The organism is Kribbella lupini, assembly GCF_039529595.1.
GTDB classification, from domain to species: domain Bacteria; phylum Actinomycetota; class Actinomycetes; order Propionibacteriales; family Kribbellaceae; genus Kribbella; species Kribbella lupini.
On the sequence record NZ_BAAANC010000001.1, the window covers coordinates 15,710 to 30,697 of the forward strand.

Below are 14,988 nucleotides of genomic sequence, written 5' to 3' on the forward strand. Positions count from 1 at the left end.
GTCGTCCGAGTCTCCGGAGCCCCACCTTCCCGACCGGGAAGGTGGGGCTCACTCGTTGCACTGCTGGAATTCAGGGCTTCGGAACCCCGAGACCGCCGCGGTCGGCCTCGTGGCTGGCGCAATGGTGGCGTGGTCGGGTGCTACGACGCGCTCTGGGCGGCACGGGAACACTGCAGAAGCATCCGGGCGACGACTTCGGGGTGGGTGAGCATCGCGTCGTGTGGAGCGCTGAGAGCGTGGGTGGGGTAACCGGCAGCCGCACCTAGGCGGTCGAAGGGGTACGTCAGGGGCTCGCAGTAGAGAGCTGTTCCGGGAATCTGAGCGACCGCTCCGGTCAGGGTGGTGGGCTCGGTGAACGTGCGCAGCGCCTGAGGGAGTAGGCGCGCGGCGAGCCAGTTCGCGGTGGTGGAGTCGGTGATGCCGAACGCCGCCGGTGGGGGAGCAGGGATGTGCCCGTCTCCGGTCTTCTCTGCCGCGGAGCGGATCGCGGTCACGAAGGCCTCGGGGGCGAGGCTGAACATGCTCGCGCCGTCGGGTCCAGCCCATCCGTCCAGCAGGACGAGGTGGTCGACGGAGGTTGGGCGCGCGTCGGCTGCCTCCCGGACGACGAGGCCGGCGTAGCTGTGTCCGACCAGTACAAGCTCGTCGTCCGGTGGCACCGAGGCGAGGGCATCGATGACGATGCTCGCGTGGTCGTGCAGCCCGCGGTCGCCGACGGCGCTGAGGTCGGGGACGAGGGTACGGGCGCCGGCGCCGCGCAGCAGCGGCACGACCAGGTCCCAGGCCCACGGGCCGTGCCATGCTCCGTGGACCAGAACGAATGTAGTCACTTCGCGATCTCCTTCGTCGCCGTTCCGGCCGGGCAGCTTGTCTGCTGTTGGTCCGGACACGCCTTCGACACCGCGGCCGGGTGGTTTGTGACGCGGGTTCGAGTTGCACGGACGACGCCGCTCACTGGCTCAACAGTTTGCTTTGAGGCTTAACGTCAGATAATACTTAGCCTCGTGGCTCAGTATTTGGCGGAGGTCGACGGGGTGTTCGCGGCGTTGGCGGACGCGACGCGGCGGGACGTGATCCGGCGGTTGGGGCGCGGGCCGACGAGCGTAGGGGATTTGGCGCGTGAGTTTCCGATGACGTTGCCGTCGTTCATGAAACATGTTCGGACGCTGGAGTCGAACGGGCTGATCCGGACGGTCAAGGTCGGGCGGGTCCGGACCTGTGTGCTGAACCGGGAACGGCTCGCGCTGGTGGACGACTGGCTGGCCGAGCAGCGAGCGATGTGGGAAGAGCGCACCGATCGGCTGGAGAACCTGGTCGACGAACTGATGGAGGAGAAGCGATGAATCCGGAGCTCGATCTGCTGGTGGAGCGGGTGATTCGCGCGCCGCGGGCGGTGGTGTGGACCGCCTGGACCGAGCCGTCGCTGTTCGCGCGGTGGTGGGTGCCGGCTCCGGCGGTCTGCCGGGTGGACCGGCTCGAGGTACGGCCGGGTGGGGCTTTGGTGACGCAGCTGAGCGAGGACGGGGAGAAGTTCGTTCCGCATCTCGACGCGAGTTTCGTGGTCGCCGAGAAGCTGGAGCGGATCGTGTTCACGAACACGATCGACAGCGCGTGGCGCCCGACGAACCCGACGCCGATCGCGATGACGGCCGAGGTCACGCTGGCCGATCACGCGGACGGCACGGCGTACCGGATCGTCGTACGGCATGGTGATCCGGCCTCGCGCAAGCTGCACGAGGAGCTGGGGTTCGCCGACGGGTGGGGTTCGGTCACCGCGCAGCTCGCCGGTGTGGCCGAGAGTGAGGCGGCGGGATGAAGCTCGTGCTCACCGAGTTCGTCACGCTCGACGGGGTCAGTCAGGGGCCGGGGTCGCCGACCGAGGATCCGAGCGACGGGTTCACGCGGGGCGGGTGGCTGATCCCGTTCCTGGACGAGACGTTCGTACGGCGTACGTCGGAATGGCTCGACCTGGCCGACGGGCTGCTGTTCGGCCGGCGTACGTACGAGGCGTTCGCGCGGGACTGGCCGCAGATCACCGACCCGGACGATCCGTACACCGGCCGGATGAACACGCTGCCGAAGTACGTCGTCACCAGCACGCTGACCGAGGCGACGTGGGACCCGACGACAACCCTCGCCGGCGACCCGGTCGAGTCCGTAGCGAAGCTCAAGGCCGAGCCGGGTCGCGAGCTGCAGATCCACGGCAGCAGCCGGCTGGGCAACACGCTGCTGGCCGCCGGGCTCGTCGACACGCTCCGCCTGGCCGTTGCTCCGACGGTCGTTGGATCTGGCCGTCGGCTCCTCGACCACCCCGGCGCCCCCGTCGGCCTTCAGCTGAGCAACCACGAGGTGACGAGGACCGGATTGCTGCTGCTCCAGTACGACGCGACGGGCGCGGCCGAGGTGGGTGAGTACGAGGGAGTCGGCGCGTTCGTGTGACGTCGTCAGAGCGCGGCGGCCGGGCCTTGCGACGGCCCGGCGAAGTACGTGTACCTAGCTCGGCAGGGTGAGGATCTCTGCGCCGTTGTCGGTGATGGCGATGGTGTGTTCGCTGTGGGCCGTGCGGCAGCCGGTGGCGCTGCGGAGGGTCCAGCCGTCGTCGTCGGTGATGAGCTCGGCGGTGTCGGCCATGATCCAGGGCTCCAGTGCGAGCAGAAGGCCGGGGCGGAGTTTGTAGCCGCGGCCGGGGCGGCCGGTGTTGGAGATGTGAGGGTCCTGGTGCATCGTCGAGCCGATGCCGTGGCCGCCGAACTCGGTGTTGATCTCGTACCCGGCGTCGCTGAGCACCGTGCCGATGGCGTGCGAGAGGTCGCCGATCCGGGCGCCCGGCCCGGCGGCGGCGATCCCTGCCTGCAAGGCGCGCTCGGTCGCGTCGATCAGCGCGACGCTTTCCGCGGGCTTCGACTCGCCGACGATGAAGCTGATCGCGGAGTCGGCGGCGACGCCGTTCTTCAGGACCGCGAGGTCGAGGCTGAGCAGGTCGCCGTCGGCCAGGGTGTAGTCGTGCGGCAGGCCGTGCAGTACGGCGTCGTTGACGCCGGTGCAGATGTAGTGACCGAACGGCCCGCGCCCGAACGACGGCGCGTAGTCGACGTAGCAGGACTCCGCGCCGGCCTCGAGGATCATCGCCTTGGTCCACTCGTCGATGTCGAGCAGGTTGGTGCCGACGGTGGCGCGGCTCTTCATGGTCTGCAGGATGTCCGCGACCAGGGCGCCGGTCTCCTTCGCGCGGGGTAGTTCGGAGGGGCTGAGGATCTCGATCATGCGGCGCCTTTCACGCGTACCAATAACTATCCCGGCCATATTATCCCGGGACTAGAATCGGTTCATGGTCAGGTTGCCGCTCACCCCCGCGGAGGTCGAACGCGGGCAGCGCCTCGGCGCGCTGCTGCGGCTCGCGCGGGGCGAGCGCTCGATGCTCGAGGTCGCGCTCGACGCCCGGGTCTCGCCGGAGACGCTGCGCAAGATCGAGTCGGGACGCGTGGCGACGCCGGCCTTTCCGACCATCGCGGCGATCGCCGACGTGCTCGGGCTGTCGCTCGACGCGGTCTGGGCCGAGATCAGCCGGCCCGAGGGTGCGCCCGGGCGCAACGCACGGGAGTGGCTGGCTTCCTAGGGCTGAGGGTAGTGGCTAAGCATCGCCGCCGCGCGGTCGTGCATCGTCGTACGGAGCCACTGGGGCTCCAGGACTTCCGCGTTCGTCGCGAGCTGCCACAGCGCCCAGACGGCGTGGCGGGAGTCCTGGAACGTCGCCTCCATCAGCAGCCAGCCGTCCTCGGCGGTCTCCTCGGACAGTACGGCGAGCGCCGTACCGACCAGGTCCTTGCGGCGTACTGGGTTCACTCGCGCCAATACGGCGACCTGGTCGCCGCTGGTGCGGAAGCGCGTACTGCGTTCCTGCCAGGCCTGGCCGAGGTCGATCTGGTCCGGCCGTTCGGCGGGCTCGGTGAGCTCCTCGGCGTCGAGCACGCGGGACAGTCGGTAGGTGCGGTCCTCGCCTGACTTGGTGGCCAGCAGGTAGCCCTGCCCGCGGACGGTGACGAGCCCAACCGGGTCGACCGTGCGCCACTCCGGCGCCTGGTCAGCGGCTGCGTACTGGATCCGCAGCCGGTGCCCGGCCAGCACAGCACGCCGTACGGCGGCCATGACTGCATCGGGGACCTCCTCGGTGTCGCGGCGGCGCGACAGGAGGTCGATCTCAGGCTCGAGCAGCAGGCGCTGGGCCGCACCGGTGGCGGTGTCGCGGTAGCTGTCGGGGAGTGCGTCGACGACCTTCAGCATGGCCGACGCGAGCGCTGAGCCGAGGCCGAACGCCTGAGCACCACGCCGCGATCCGGCGACGAGCAAGGCGAGTGCTTCGTCGTGGCCAAGGCCGGTGAGCTCGGTCTGAAAGCCGGGCAGCAGGGCGAAGCCGCCATGGCGGCCGCGCTCGGCGTACACGGGTACGCCGGCGGCCGACAGCGCCTCGATGTCGCGCAGCACGGTGCGCGTGGACACCTCCAGCTCGCGAGCGAGCGTGGTCGCGGACAGTTGGCCGCGCTGGCGGAGCAGCAGCACCAGCGATACCAACCGGTCGGCGCGCACCCGCGAAACCGTACCGGAATACATGACCAAGGGTGTCGTGAATTGTTGGCAGGCTCGTCGACGGACATCAGACGAGTCGAATGGAGCTGAAGTGGCAGTGGAACGAACGGCGGTCAACCCGGTGACGTGGTCGGTGGGGATGGGCTTCAACCAGGGGGAGGTCGTATCCGGTCACACGCGGACGTTGTACTGCTCAGGGCAGACCGCGATGAACGCGGACGGCAAGCCTGAGCACGACGGTGACATGGCCGGGCAACTGGCGCTGAGCCTCAGCAACCTGGAGGCGGTGCTCGGGGAGGCTGGGATGGCGCTGGGGAATCTGGTGCGGCTCAACGTGTACACGACCGATGTGGACCTGCTGTTCCAGCACTACGGGGTGCTGGCGTCGAAACTGGGTGCTGCTCGGGTGGCGCCGACGACCACGATGCTGGGGGTGAGCCGGCTCGCGATCCCGGGACAGATGGTGGAGCTGGAGGGGACCGCGATCGCGTAGTTGAGCACCTCGCCGCCTCCAGCGAGTCGTTGGAGGCGGCGAGCTTTGCGCCTACATCAGCCAGTGCGCGCTGTGGCGGTGCTGGTGGTTGGCGAAGTCGTAGTCGTCGAGCGGGTCGCCGGCGTTCCAGGTACGAAGCAGCCGGTGCAGTTCGTCGCGCTCGCGTCGGCGCTCGGGTGCGCGGAGCTGGCGGATCTCCTCGGCGTCCGGGCCGAACCGGCCGTGCGGATGGCGGTCGGTGCCGTCGCTGCGCGCCGGTTCGCAAGTGGCGCGCGGGTTGAAGGCGAGGGTCTGCTCGACACATGCCCCGTGGCGGGGGTCGTGCTGGATCGGGTGGTTCTCGACGTGCCGGACCACCCAGTTCGGGCGGTCCTTGTCGGTGCGGCTCATGCATGCTCCCGGCATGCATCCGTTCGCGGCCGTTACCGCGTCTGGTCCCGGATGCTTAAGGTTCCGGGGCTGGGTGCTGGGTCATGCGGCAAACGGTACGACGGTGTGGTGCGGGTGGCGACGGGATTTGGTGACCGGAGGAGTAGCACGTCGATGCGTGGGCGCTGGCCCGGCGCCGAAGCAGGAGACAGCCCGACGACCTCGCCGCGCGGTAGTGCGCACTAAGCCCGCCAGCGCGCTCTCGCGGCCGCTAGGCCGCCCGCCTCAAGCGGGCGATAGCACGCGTATGCCGGGCGCCAGCACGGCCATTGAAGCGCGCGACAGCACGCGCACTCGCGGGCGCCAGCCCGGCGCTGAAGCGCGCGTCAGCACGCGCACTCAACTGGGTGGGCGGGAGCCGGGCGCTGGAGTGAGCGCCAGCGAACGGAAGGGCCCGCGTGGGAAAGGCACTTCTTTCCCACGCGGGTTCAGATCAGCGTTGGCCGATGTGTTCGGAGACGGCGTCGAAGACCCGGCCGACCGCAGCGAAGTCCTCGGGGGTGGCCAGGTCGACCAGGTTTTCGCGGACGCCTTCGACGTGGGAAGGGGCGGCCTGCTCGAGCAGGCTGAAGCCGGCGTCGGTGAGTTCGGCCCAGACGCCGCGCTTGTCGCTCTTGCACGACGTACGGCGGACCAGGTCGGCGGCCTCGAGGCGGCCTACGGTGTGGGTGAGGCGGGAGCGGCTCTGGTGCAGGCGGTCGGCCAGGTCGGCCATCCGCAGGCGCCGGTCGGGGGCCTCGGAGAGGCGGACCAGGATCTCGTAGTCGTTGATGCCCAGGCCGAACTGCCGCAGGTCGTCGTCCAGCTTGGCCATCAGGCGCGCCGTGCCCAGCAGGTACGCGCGCCACGCCACCTGCTGCTCGGAGTCCAGCCACCGGGTGCCAGTCGTCATCGTCACGGGAACAGTGTAGCGGGAATGTAGTTCAGATTTAAACCGTTAGAGCAGACATCTGGGGAACAGATTGAAATTTTAACTAACTTCTTGGGAGAGCCTCGTGAGCATCACCGGTACCACCACCCCGACGACCAGCATCCCCGGCCTGGTGGCCGGCACCTACGCGCTCGACACGGCGCACACCGAGATCGGCTTCACCGTCCGCCACCTGATGACCAAGGTGCGCGGCACCTTCCGGGAGTTCGCCGGCGAGATCGTCGTCAAGGACTCGCTGGAGGAGTCGACCGCGGCCGTCACGGTCGAGCTCGCCTCCGTGCACACCCGCAGCGAGCAGCGCGACGGGCACCTGCGCTCGGGCGACTTCTTCGACGCGGAGAACAGCCCAAAGATGACGTTCACCAGCACCGCGCTGAAGCCGGAGGGTGACGACTTCGTCCTGGCCGGCGAGCTGACCATCAAGGGTGTCACCAAGCCGATCGAGTTCGCGGTCGAGTTCCTCGGCGTCGAGCAGAACGCGTACGGCCAGAAGATCATCGGCTTCGAGGGTTCCACCTCGATCAGCCGCAAGGACTGGGGCATCGACTTCAACGTCCCGCTGGAGGGCGGCAAGCTCCTGATCGGCGACAAGGTGGACATCCACCTCGACGTCCAGGCCGCGCTGCAGGACTAGTCGGTAGGCCGAAAGGCCCCGGACCCTCGCGAGAGGGTGCCGGGGCCTTCGCAGTTTTCAGGCCTGGACCATCCGCAGCGCCAGATCGCCGTACAAGCTGCCGAGCGCCTCGGGCTTCGTCCGGTGCGGCGTGTACCAGCGCGCGACGTCGATCGACAGTGACAGTACGGCGAGCGTCGTACCGGGCAGGTCCTCGACCGTGAACGAGCCGTCCCGTACGCCGTCGGCCAGCACCTGCTCGATCTGGGCCGAGATCGCGCGCCGGATGGTGGCGACCTCGGCGAAGTGCTCGGGAGTCAGTGCGGCCAACTCGTACTGGACCACCCGCGCGATGGTGTGGTGCTCGGCGTGCCAGGCGGTGAACGAGGACACCATCGAGCGCAGCCGCTCGGTCGGAGAAGGCCGATCGCCCGCCTCCTGCAGTACGGCGAGCGCCGCCTGGTGCCCGTACAGGCTGATCTCGAAGAGCAGGCGCTCCTTCGAGGGGTAGTGCACGTAGAGCGCCGCCGGGGACATGCCGGCGCGGGACGCGATGTCGCGGGTGGTGGTCGCCTGGAAGCCGCGCTCGGCGAACGCGTCGATGGCGCCGGTGAGCAGCCGGCGGGCGGCGGCCGGCTGGACGTGTTCCCACACGAGGGGACTGGTGACTGCGGACACGTTGACACTCTGCACTGGATTCGCGAAGCTAAGCAAGCGCTTAGCCATCGGTGAGACTGATGGCAGCGGCGCAGATCACACCCAGACCACCTCGGGGAAGGACCCAGCGATGCAACGGATCATCTTCGGCGAGGACCACCACGCGTTCCGGGCCAGTGCGAAGGAGTTCTGCGACCGCTCGCTGGTCCCGCGGATGGAGCAGTTCCTCGAGGAGAAGACGATCGATCGCGCGGTCTGGCTGGAGGCCGGCAAGCAGGGCTTCCTCGGGCTCGACGTGCCGGAGGAGTACGGCGGTTCGAGCGTCGGCGACTACCGGTTCAACGCGGTGTTCGCCGAGGAGGTCTCGAAGGTCTCGGCGTCGCTGTCGAGCTGTTTCGGGATCCACTACGACTGCGCCGCGCCGTACCTGGTCGACCTCGGCACCGAGGAGCAGAAGCAGCGCTGGCTGCCGAAGTTCAGTTCCGGCGAGCTGGTCGCGGCGATCGGGATGACCGAGCCGTCCGGCGGGTCCGACCTGGCCGGGCTGAAGACCAGCGCGAAGAAGGTCGACGGCGGCTGGGTGCTGAACGGCTCGAAGACGTTCATCACCAACGGCGACATGGCCGACCTGACCATCACCGCGGCCCGGACCGACCCGAGCAAGGGCGCCAAGGGCATCACGCTGTTCGCGGTCGAGGAGGGCATGGACGGGTTCGCCCGCGGCCGCAAGCTCGACAAGGTCGGGCAGACCGAGTCCGGGACGTCGGAGCTGTTCTTCGAGGACGTGTTCGTCCCGGACGAGAACGTGCTCGGCGAGATCGACCGCGGCTTCATCCACATGATGGAGCGGCTGGCCCAGGAGCGCGTCGGGGCCGCGGTCTCGAACATCGCGCACGCCGTACAGATCCTCGACGAGACGATCGAGTACGTGAAGCAGCGCAAGGCGTTCGGTCAGCCGGTCGGCTCGTTCCAGTACAACAAGTTCCTGATCGCCGAGCTGGTCACCAAGGCCGAGGTGACGCAGGCGTACGTCGACAACGCGATCGTGGCGCACGACGAGGACCGGCTGTCCGCGGTCGACGCCGCGAAGGCCAAGTGGTGGAGCGCGCAGGTGCAGAACGAGATCCTGGACGCGTGCGTCCAGCTGCACGGCGGCTACGGCTACATGAACGAGTACCGGGTGGCCCGCGCCTGGCGCGACGCCCGGGTGACCAAGATCTGGGCCGGCAGCAACGAGATCATGAAGGAACTCATCGGCCGCGACCTGGGCCTCTGAAAGGAAACTGGGCATGCCTGAAGCAGTCATCGTCTCCACCGCGCGCTCGCCGATCGGCCGGGCCAACAAGGGGTCCCTCAAGGACATCCGGCCGGACGACCTGGCCGTGCAGATGATCCAGGCCGCGGTCGAGAAGGCCGGCCTGACCGGGGACCAGATCGAGGACCTGATGCTCGGGTGCGCCGAGCCGCACGACGAGCACGGCGGTAACATGGCCCGCCGCGTCGCCGTCCAGCTCGGGTGGGACAACACGCCCGCGACGACGATCAACCGGTTCTGCGCGTCGTCGACGCAGACCGCGCGGATGGCGTACCACGCGATCAAGTCCGGCGAGGGCGACATCTTCGTCAGCGCCGGCGTCGAGTGCGTCTCGCGGTACAAGAACTTCGGCTCGGCCGGGGTCGGCGACCCGAGCTCGTTCAACCCGGTCTTCACCGAGGCCGTCCAGCGGACCGAGAAGTACGCCGAGACCAACGACGTCTGGCACGACCCGCGCGAGGACGGGCAGCTCCCGGACATCTACATCTCGATGGGCCAGACCGCAGAGAACGTCGCGACGCTGCGCGGGATCAGCCGCGCCGACCAGGACGCGTTCGGCGTACGGTCGCAGAACCTGGCCGAGAAGGCGATCAACAACGGCTTCTTCGAGCGCGAGATCACGCCGGTGACGCTGCCGGACGGCACGGTCGTGAGCAAGGACGACGGGCCGCGGGCCGGTACGACGCTGGAGAAGGTCAGCCAGCTGCAGCCGGTCTTCCGCCCGGACGGGACCGTCACGGCGGGCAACTGCTGCCCGCTGAACGACGGCGCCGCGGCGGTCGTGATCATGAGCGACACCAAGGCGCGTGAGCTCGGGCTGACGCCGCTGGCGCGGATCGTTTCGACCGGGGTCAGCGGGCTGTCGCCGGAGATCATGGGCCTCGGTCCGGTCGAGGCGTCGAAGCAGGCACTGGCGCGGGCCGGGATGAGCATCTCCGACATCGACCTGGTCGAGATCAACGAGGCGTTCGCCGTCCAGGTGATCGGGTCGGCGCGCGAGCTCGGCATCGACGAGGACCGCCTGAACGTGCACGGCGGCGCGATCGCGCTCGGGCACCCGTTCGGGTCGACCGGGGCGCGGATCATGACCACGCTGGTGAACGGGCTGCAGTTCGAGGACAAGCAGTTCGGGCTGGAGACGATGTGCGTCGGCGGCGGCCAGGGCATGGCGATCGTGCTCGAGCGGTTGAGCTGACACCTGATCGATGGGACTGAGCTGATGGGTTTGAAGGGCCGTACGGCGATCGTGACCGGGGCGTCCCGCGGGATCGGGCTCGCGGTGGCGCAGCGGCTGGTCGCCGACGGCGCCCGGGTGGTGATCACCGGGCGGACGCAGGAGACGCTCGATCAGGCGGTCGAGTCGCTCGGCGGCGCGGAGAACGCGCTCGCCGTCGCGGGCAAGGCCGCTGACCCGGAGCACCGGGCGCAGGTGATCGAGTCCGCGCTGTCGACGTACGGGTCGGTGGACCTGCTCGTCAACAACACCGGGATCAACCCGATCTACGGTTCGCTGCTCGACGTCGACAGCGCGGTCGCCGCCAAGATGGTCGACACGAACGTGCTCGCCGCGATCGCGTGGGTGAAGGCCTGCCGCGACGCGTGGATGGGCGAGCACGGCGGCTCCGTGGTCAACCTGTCGTCGGTCGCCGGCCTGGCGCCGTCGCCCGGCATCGGCTGGTACGGCGCGACGAAGGCGATGCTCGCCCGCGTCACGATGGAACTGGCCGTCGAGCTGGCGCCGGAGATCCGCGTCAACGCGGTCGCGCCGGCGGTGGTGAAGACTAAGTTCGCCGGCGCCCTGTACGAAGGCCGCGAGGCCGACGTCGCGGCGACGTACCCGCTCAAGCGGCTGGGCCGGCCCGAGGACGTGGGCTCGCTGGTCTGGTTTCTGCTGTCGGACGAGGCATCGTGGATCACCGGCCAGACGCTGACCATCGACGGCGGCCTGACACTGAACGGCGGGATGGTTCAGTAGCGGACTAGAGCTTGGCGGCTGTTGAACTCGTGGATCCCCAGGTGTCGGCTGTGTCGGGGATGAGGAGTCGGTAGTCGTAGCGGGCTGCCAGGTCGAAGGATTCGGTCGCTTCGCCGCGGCTGTCTGCCGTCACGTGCTTGAAGGTGGTCCAGGCGGCGGTGCCGGGTTTGCGCAGTTGGAGTTCGCCGCGGGCGCCGGGCCATGGTTCGGTGGCGTACGTCGCGGGGTTGAAGCGGTGGATGCTGCTGCTGAGTGTGATTCGGCGTCCGTCGCGGCGGCTGATCAGGTAGGCGCTGGAGCCGAGGCGGAGGTCGGTGGTCGGCGCGTTCTGCCGCACGAGAGGGCGGTCGGTCTCCAGGTCGGTCTTGGCCCCAGCAGGACGCCAGGTCCACGTGCTCCGGGTCGACGACCAGGCGACGGTCGCGCCACCTGCGAGTGCGGCCATGGCGATGAAGCAGCCGGCGAGTGCTCGCCGCGAGCGGATGAACACGTGAACCCCCCAGGTACGCGAGGGGTCATTGGATCACGCTGGGCGGTCCATTCTCGTGGCGGCGAAGGTCTGGCGGAGCGTGACTGTGCCGTCTTCCGTCTCGTCCTCGTTGTGCCAGTCGAAGGTGGTCGGGGTGATGTTGGTGAAGCCCCAGCGGGTCTTGTACGCCGTGGGTTCGCGGGCCTCGAGGGTGATCCAGTCGTCGCCGTGGTGGCCGATGAAGGTCATCACGAAGGCGTGCTTGGGACCCATCCAGGTGGAGCGGAAGGCCTTCAGCTCCGAGTCGTAGAGGCGGATCGACAGGCCCCACTCGCCGTCGCCGTCGACCTCACGGCGAGCCCGGCTCGGGGTGATCCAGATGTCGGCGAGCGCGCGGCCGTCGAGCGCCCAGCCGAAGTGCCACTCGCCCTCGGTCCGGCGGGCGACCGCGCCGGACTCGTCGTACCAGCGGACGTCGAGGTCCCAGCTGCCGATCAAGGGAGCGAAGACCTGGAACGCGTCGGCGTACTCGGGTCTCGGGCCGTCGGCGACGAAGAGGTCGGCGAGGATGCTGCGCGGGTCGGTCATGGGCTTGAGGGTATTTCACTCCTGACGGCGGTGCCAGGAGTTTGTGCGGGCGGCCCCGGCCGTCCGGGACCGCCCGCCCAGCGGGTCAGCTGACGGTGAACGACCGCACCGGCGACACGGCGGTCGCGTGGTCGGCGTCGGCCTGGAAGACCGCGCGGTAGGTGTACGTGCCGCGCGTCGCCGGCTTGATGGCGAACGCGTAGTTGCCGGTCGAATTCAGCTTGGTTGACGTGATCGTCGTCCAGGTGGAGCCGACCAGACGCTGCAGGTACAGCGGCGAGCCCGGGTGCTGGGGCCGGACGTAGCCGTAGAAGTTGGTGGTCGCGCCCAACTTGCTCGTGGCCGGCGACACGTTCGACGTGATCGTCGGGCGGACCTCGACCGTGAGGTTGCCGGTCCGGGATCCGAGCAGGTCCGGCGAGCCGTTGTAGCCCCAGACGAACACCGTCGACACGCCGGGGTTGTACGCGACGCTGACCGTCCCGGTCGCGCTCGTGGTCCGCCGGGTGATCTCGCGCCAGGTGGAGCTGTTCTTGTTCCGCCCGTACAGCGAGATCGGTGCGCCGGCCACCGGGGCCTGGCTGTCGATCCGGATCACCTTGCTGCTCAGCGTCACGGTGCCGCCGTAGTTGATCACCGACGCGGTGGACGCCATCGACGTCGCCGTGCCGGTCAGCTGGGTGGTGACAGGAGCGCTGAACCGACCGCTGCGATCCTTGACGAACGCGCTGAACGCGTAGCTGGTCGCGTTCGCCAGACCAGTGGCGGTCGCGGTGCTCGCCTCACCGTTGTAGACGGCGGTCCCGGCGGTGGGTGACGCCGGCGCGGTCGTACCGATGGCACGCCGTACGACGACCTGGTCCAGGTCGGTGATCGCCGGGAAGGACCACTTCAGTGCCGCCGTGGTGTACGCCCCGGTCGCGTCGAAGCCGCTCGCCGGCGCGGGGTTCTCGTCGACGGTGCGGAAGACCGAGCTGAAACCGCCGGTGTAGTTCTCGGTCGTGACGCTGTCCTGGACGGCCCCGACCGAGAGCCGGTACGGCGTGTTGTCCTGCAGCGGCGCGTTCGGCGTGACCTTGGCCGTCCTCGTGGCCTCGTCGTACGCGACGGCGGCCGGTACGGCGTTGCCGGTCTTGCCGTTGAGCAGCCGGACGGTGCTGTTGGTGACGCTGCCGGGAATCAGGTCGCGCACGAAGGTGACCGTCGGGGTGGCGGTCCGGGCCACGCCACCGGCGAAGTCGGCCGGAGCGGCGTCGCGGATCCAGTAGTAGTCGGACGTGTTGGTCACCTGGGTGCCGGCGCCGACCGTCACGGTGTACGGGCGGCTGTCCCGCGAGCCGTTGTAGTTGCGGACGGCGATGTAGTTGTCGCCAGCAACGAAATTGACGTTGACCGAGACGCTCAGCTGCTGCGGGGTCTCCGGCTCGGTGTCGGCCTGGGCCCGGCTGAGGACCTGCAGGATCGAGTTGCTGTGCACGGAGACGACGGGAGCGAAGTTCTGCGCGCGGTTCTCCCCGTCGTACACCGGACCGGTGACGGTCACGCGGCCGACGCGGTCGGACGGTTCGGTGACCTTGTACCAGTCGACGTCGCCCTCCGGACCGATCACGCCACTGGCCGAGGTCGTCATCGGCGTCGCCCGGGACGCGAGGTCGTTGCCGTCGGGGCCGGCGCCCCAGAACTCGGGCGCCCAGGAACCGCCGAGCGCGTTGTACGCGTCGAGCACGCCGGCGCCGTAGAACGGGTCGATGCCGCGCGGTCCGGCGTCCCGCGCGGTCGTCTTCAGCCGGGCCATCACCTGCGCCGGCGTGTACGACGGGTACTTGTTGCGCAGCAGGGCCGCGACGCCGGCCACGATCGGGGCCGAGAACGAGGTGCCGCTGCCGATCCAGTACGGGTCGTAGCCGGGTTCGGTCAGCGAACGCGGCCCGGTCGAGGCGATGTTCCAGCCCGGCGCGGCGAGGTCGACCCAGTCGCCTCGCGTGCTGAAACCGGTCAGTGCCGCGTTGTTGTCGGTGGCGGCGACGGCGAGCACCTCCGGGTAGGCCGCCGGGTAGGACGGCGACTCGATCCCGGTGTTGCCGGCCGCGGCGACCACGACGACGCCCTTGGCGACAGCCTGGCTGATCGCGTCGTGCAGGACCGGGTTGTCGCCGTCACCGCCGAGCGACATGTTGATCACCCGAGCGCCCTGGGCCGCGGCCCAGTTGATCCCGGCGATGATCGCGGAGTCCGGGCCGTTGCCCTCCCAGTCGAGCACCTTGACCGGCAGGATCTTCGTGGACCAGGCGGCACCGGCCACACCGACGCCGTTGTTGGTGTTCGCGCCGACGATGCCGGACGTCATGGTGCCATGCCCGTTGTCGTCGTTCGGCGCGGCCCCGGGGGTGATCTCGTTGCGGCCCGCGAGAACCCGGCCCACCAGGTCCGGGTGCCCGGCGTCGATCCCTGTGTCCAGTACGGCGACCGTCTGCGTGCCGGCGCTCTTGGTGAGGTCCCACGCCTGCGGCAGGCGGACGGTCGACAGGTAGGTCTGGTAGCCGCCGTAGTACGCGTCGTTCGGAGTGGCGGAGATCTTGCGGATGTAGTCCAGGGAGGCGAGCTGGACGGCCGGCTCGGCCTTCAGCTTCTTGACCAGTTCGGTCGCCGGGCGGTCACCGGTGACGCGGACCACGTCACCGCCGATCGAGGCGCCGGCCCGGCCGCCGGCCTTGCCGAGGGCCTGGGCCCGGGCGGCCTTGGAGGCCCCGGACCTGAACTTCACCAGCGCCGCGTTCGATGCGGCGGCGGACTCGGCCGTGCGGCCGGCGACGGACTTCACGACGTACGGCTTGAACTGCTCGGCGCCGACCGACGAGCCGGTAACCGTGACCAGCGTGGCCGCTACCAGTGCAGCGGGCACACCGAGCCGGAGAAAATGAGCAGGGCGGATGG

The 14,988-nt window shown here is 69.3% G+C and carries 18 protein-coding genes; 9 read left to right on the forward strand and 9 right to left on the reverse strand.

Features of this window, described 5'->3' with window-relative positions; genetic code table 11:
* Positions 1 to 140 precede the first annotated feature (140 nt).
* Entirely contained in the window at positions 141 to 830 is a 690-nt protein-coding gene (locus ABD235_RS00070; RefSeq protein ID WP_344167278.1) for an alpha/beta hydrolase, read from the reverse strand.
* A gap of 174 nt (positions 831 to 1,004) precedes the next feature.
* Between ABD235_RS00070 and ABD235_RS00075 the strand changes: the two genes are divergently transcribed.
* From ABD235_RS00075 to ABD235_RS00085, 3 genes are read left to right on the forward strand one after another with little or no spacing between them, the layout of a single operon-like run.
* The gene (locus ABD235_RS00075) at positions 1,005 to 1,343 is read left to right on the forward strand and encodes an ArsR/SmtB family transcription factor (protein WP_344167281.1); all 339 of its coding nucleotides are present in this window, start codon (positions 1,005 to 1,007) and stop codon (positions 1,341 to 1,343) included.
* On the forward strand, positions 1,340 to 1,816 hold the full coding sequence (locus tag ABD235_RS00080; RefSeq protein WP_344167284.1) for an SRPBCC domain-containing protein: 477 nt from the start codon (positions 1,340 to 1,342) through the stop codon (positions 1,814 to 1,816). Before ABD235_RS00075 ends, ABD235_RS00080 begins: the two co-directional genes overlap by 4 nt.
* On the forward strand, positions 1,813 to 2,439 hold the full coding sequence (locus ABD235_RS00085) for a dihydrofolate reductase family protein (RefSeq protein ID WP_344167287.1): 627 nt from the start codon (positions 1,813 to 1,815) through the stop codon (positions 2,437 to 2,439). Before ABD235_RS00080 ends, ABD235_RS00085 begins: the two co-directional genes overlap by 4 nt.
* Before the next feature lie 54 nt (positions 2,440 to 2,493).
* On the opposite strand, the gene map is transcribed toward ABD235_RS00085, so the two are convergent.
* Positions 2,494 to 3,264, reverse strand: coding sequence for a type I methionyl aminopeptidase (gene map / locus ABD235_RS00090; RefSeq protein ID WP_344167290.1), 771 nt, complete (start codon positions 3,262 to 3,264; stop codon positions 2,494 to 2,496).
* A gap of 64 nt (positions 3,265 to 3,328) precedes the next feature.
* Here map and ABD235_RS00095 point away from each other — a divergent pair, with 64 nt between their 5' ends.
* Positions 3,329 to 3,616, forward strand: coding sequence for a helix-turn-helix transcriptional regulator (locus tag ABD235_RS00095; protein ID WP_344167293.1), 288 nt, complete (start codon positions 3,329 to 3,331; stop codon positions 3,614 to 3,616).
* Here ABD235_RS00095 and ABD235_RS00100 read toward each other — a convergent pair.
* Complete coding sequence (locus tag ABD235_RS00100) at positions 3,613 to 4,584, reverse strand: helix-turn-helix transcriptional regulator (RefSeq protein WP_344167296.1); 972 nt, start codon at positions 4,582 to 4,584, stop codon at positions 3,613 to 3,615. The genes ABD235_RS00095 and ABD235_RS00100 overlap by 4 nt on opposite strands.
* A gap of 97 nt (positions 4,585 to 4,681) precedes the next feature.
* On the opposite strand from ABD235_RS00100, the gene ABD235_RS00105 reads away from it, so the two are divergent.
* Positions 4,682 to 5,077, forward strand: coding sequence for a RidA family protein (locus ABD235_RS00105; RefSeq protein ID WP_344173611.1), 396 nt, complete (start codon positions 4,682 to 4,684; stop codon positions 5,075 to 5,077).
* Between the two features lie 51 nt (positions 5,078 to 5,128).
* Here ABD235_RS00105 and ABD235_RS00110 read toward each other — a convergent pair whose 3' ends face one another.
* A complete protein-coding gene (locus ABD235_RS00110) occupies positions 5,129 to 5,467 on the reverse strand; it encodes a hypothetical protein (RefSeq protein WP_344167299.1) in 339 nt (112 codons plus the stop codon).
* Positions 5,468 to 5,939: 472 nt separating this feature from the next.
* On the reverse strand, positions 5,940 to 6,398 hold the full coding sequence (locus ABD235_RS00115; protein ID WP_344173613.1) for a MarR family winged helix-turn-helix transcriptional regulator: 459 nt from the start codon (positions 6,396 to 6,398) through the stop codon (positions 5,940 to 5,942).
* Between the two features lie 103 nt (positions 6,399 to 6,501).
* Between ABD235_RS00115 and ABD235_RS00120 the strand changes: the two genes are divergently transcribed.
* Positions 6,502 to 7,071 (forward strand): YceI family protein, encoded by a 570-nt coding sequence (locus ABD235_RS00120; protein ID WP_344167302.1) that lies wholly within the window; start codon positions 6,502 to 6,504, stop codon positions 7,069 to 7,071.
* A gap of 57 nt (positions 7,072 to 7,128) precedes the next feature.
* Here the strand turns inward: ABD235_RS00120 and ABD235_RS00125 are convergent, their stop codons facing one another.
* On the reverse strand, positions 7,129 to 7,728 hold the full coding sequence (locus tag ABD235_RS00125) for a TetR/AcrR family transcriptional regulator (RefSeq protein ID WP_344167305.1): 600 nt from the start codon (positions 7,726 to 7,728) through the stop codon (positions 7,129 to 7,131).
* Between the two features lie 109 nt (positions 7,729 to 7,837).
* Between ABD235_RS00125 and ABD235_RS00130 the strand changes: the two genes are divergently transcribed.
* From ABD235_RS00130 to ABD235_RS00140, 3 genes are read left to right on the forward strand one after another with little or no spacing between them, the layout of a single operon-like run.
* Entirely contained in the window at positions 7,838 to 8,983 is a 1,146-nt protein-coding gene (locus ABD235_RS00130; RefSeq protein WP_344167308.1) for an acyl-CoA dehydrogenase family protein, read from the forward strand.
* 13 nt (positions 8,984 to 8,996) lie between these two features.
* A complete protein-coding gene (locus ABD235_RS00135) occupies positions 8,997 to 10,217 on the forward strand; it encodes an acetyl-CoA C-acetyltransferase (RefSeq protein ID WP_344167311.1) in 1,221 nt (406 codons plus the stop codon).
* 24 nt (positions 10,218 to 10,241) lie between these two features.
* Positions 10,242 to 10,997, forward strand: coding sequence for an SDR family oxidoreductase (locus tag ABD235_RS00140; RefSeq protein WP_344167314.1), 756 nt, complete (start codon positions 10,242 to 10,244; stop codon positions 10,995 to 10,997).
* Between the two features lie 4 nt (positions 10,998 to 11,001).
* On the opposite strand, the gene ABD235_RS00145 is transcribed toward ABD235_RS00140, so the two are convergent.
* From ABD235_RS00145 to ABD235_RS00155, 3 genes are all read right to left on the reverse strand, one after another.
* The gene (locus ABD235_RS00145; protein ID WP_344167317.1) at positions 11,002 to 11,442 is read right to left on the reverse strand and encodes a hypothetical protein; all 441 of its coding nucleotides are present in this window, start codon (positions 11,440 to 11,442) and stop codon (positions 11,002 to 11,004) included.
* Between the two features lie 78 nt (positions 11,443 to 11,520).
* A complete protein-coding gene (locus ABD235_RS00150) occupies positions 11,521 to 12,054 on the reverse strand; it encodes a hypothetical protein (protein WP_344167320.1) in 534 nt (177 codons plus the stop codon).
* An 85-nt stretch (positions 12,055 to 12,139) separates the two neighbouring features.
* Positions 12,140 to 14,956 carry a S8 family serine peptidase gene (locus tag ABD235_RS00155; RefSeq protein WP_344167323.1) on the reverse strand — a complete coding sequence of 939 codons (2,817 nt, stop codon included), beginning with the start codon at positions 14,954 to 14,956 and terminating at the stop codon, positions 12,140 to 12,142.
* Positions 14,957 to 14,988: the final 32 nt, after the last annotated feature.

What these genes read in the sequence shown, in the direction of transcription:
- ABD235_RS00080 (WP_344167284.1), top strand. Translation starts at nt 1,340, where the DNA reads ATGAATCCGGAGCTCGATCTGCTGGTGGAGCGGGTGATTCGCGCGCCG.
- ABD235_RS00085 (WP_344167287.1), top strand. Translation starts at nt 1,813, where the DNA reads ATGAAGCTCGTGCTCACCGAGTTCGTCACGCTCGACGGGGTCAGTCAG.
- map (WP_344167290.1), bottom strand. Translation starts at nt 3,264, where the DNA reads ATGATCGAGATCCTCAGCCCCTCCGAACTACCCCGCGCGAAGGAGACC.
- ABD235_RS00095 (WP_344167293.1), top strand. Translation starts at nt 3,329, where the DNA reads ATGGTCAGGTTGCCGCTCACCCCCGCGGAGGTCGAACGCGGGCAGCGC.
- ABD235_RS00110 (WP_344167299.1), bottom strand. Translation starts at nt 5,467, where the DNA reads ATGAGCCGCACCGACAAGGACCGCCCGAACTGGGTGGTCCGGCACGTC.
- ABD235_RS00115 (WP_344173613.1), bottom strand. Translation starts at nt 6,398, where the DNA reads ATGACGACTGGCACCCGGTGGCTGGACTCCGAGCAGCAGGTGGCGTGG.
- ABD235_RS00130 (WP_344167308.1), top strand. Translation starts at nt 7,838, where the DNA reads ATGCAACGGATCATCTTCGGCGAGGACCACCACGCGTTCCGGGCCAGT.
- ABD235_RS00135 (WP_344167311.1), top strand. Translation starts at nt 8,997, where the DNA reads ATGCCTGAAGCAGTCATCGTCTCCACCGCGCGCTCGCCGATCGGCCGG.
- ABD235_RS00140 (WP_344167314.1), top strand. Translation starts at nt 10,242, where the DNA reads ATGGGTTTGAAGGGCCGTACGGCGATCGTGACCGGGGCGTCCCGCGGG.
- ABD235_RS00145 (WP_344167317.1), bottom strand. Translation starts at nt 11,442, where the DNA reads ATGGCCGCACTCGCAGGTGGCGCGACCGTCGCCTGGTCGTCGACCCGG.
- ABD235_RS00150 (WP_344167320.1), bottom strand. Translation starts at nt 12,054, where the DNA reads ATGACCGACCCGCGCAGCATCCTCGCCGACCTCTTCGTCGCCGACGGC.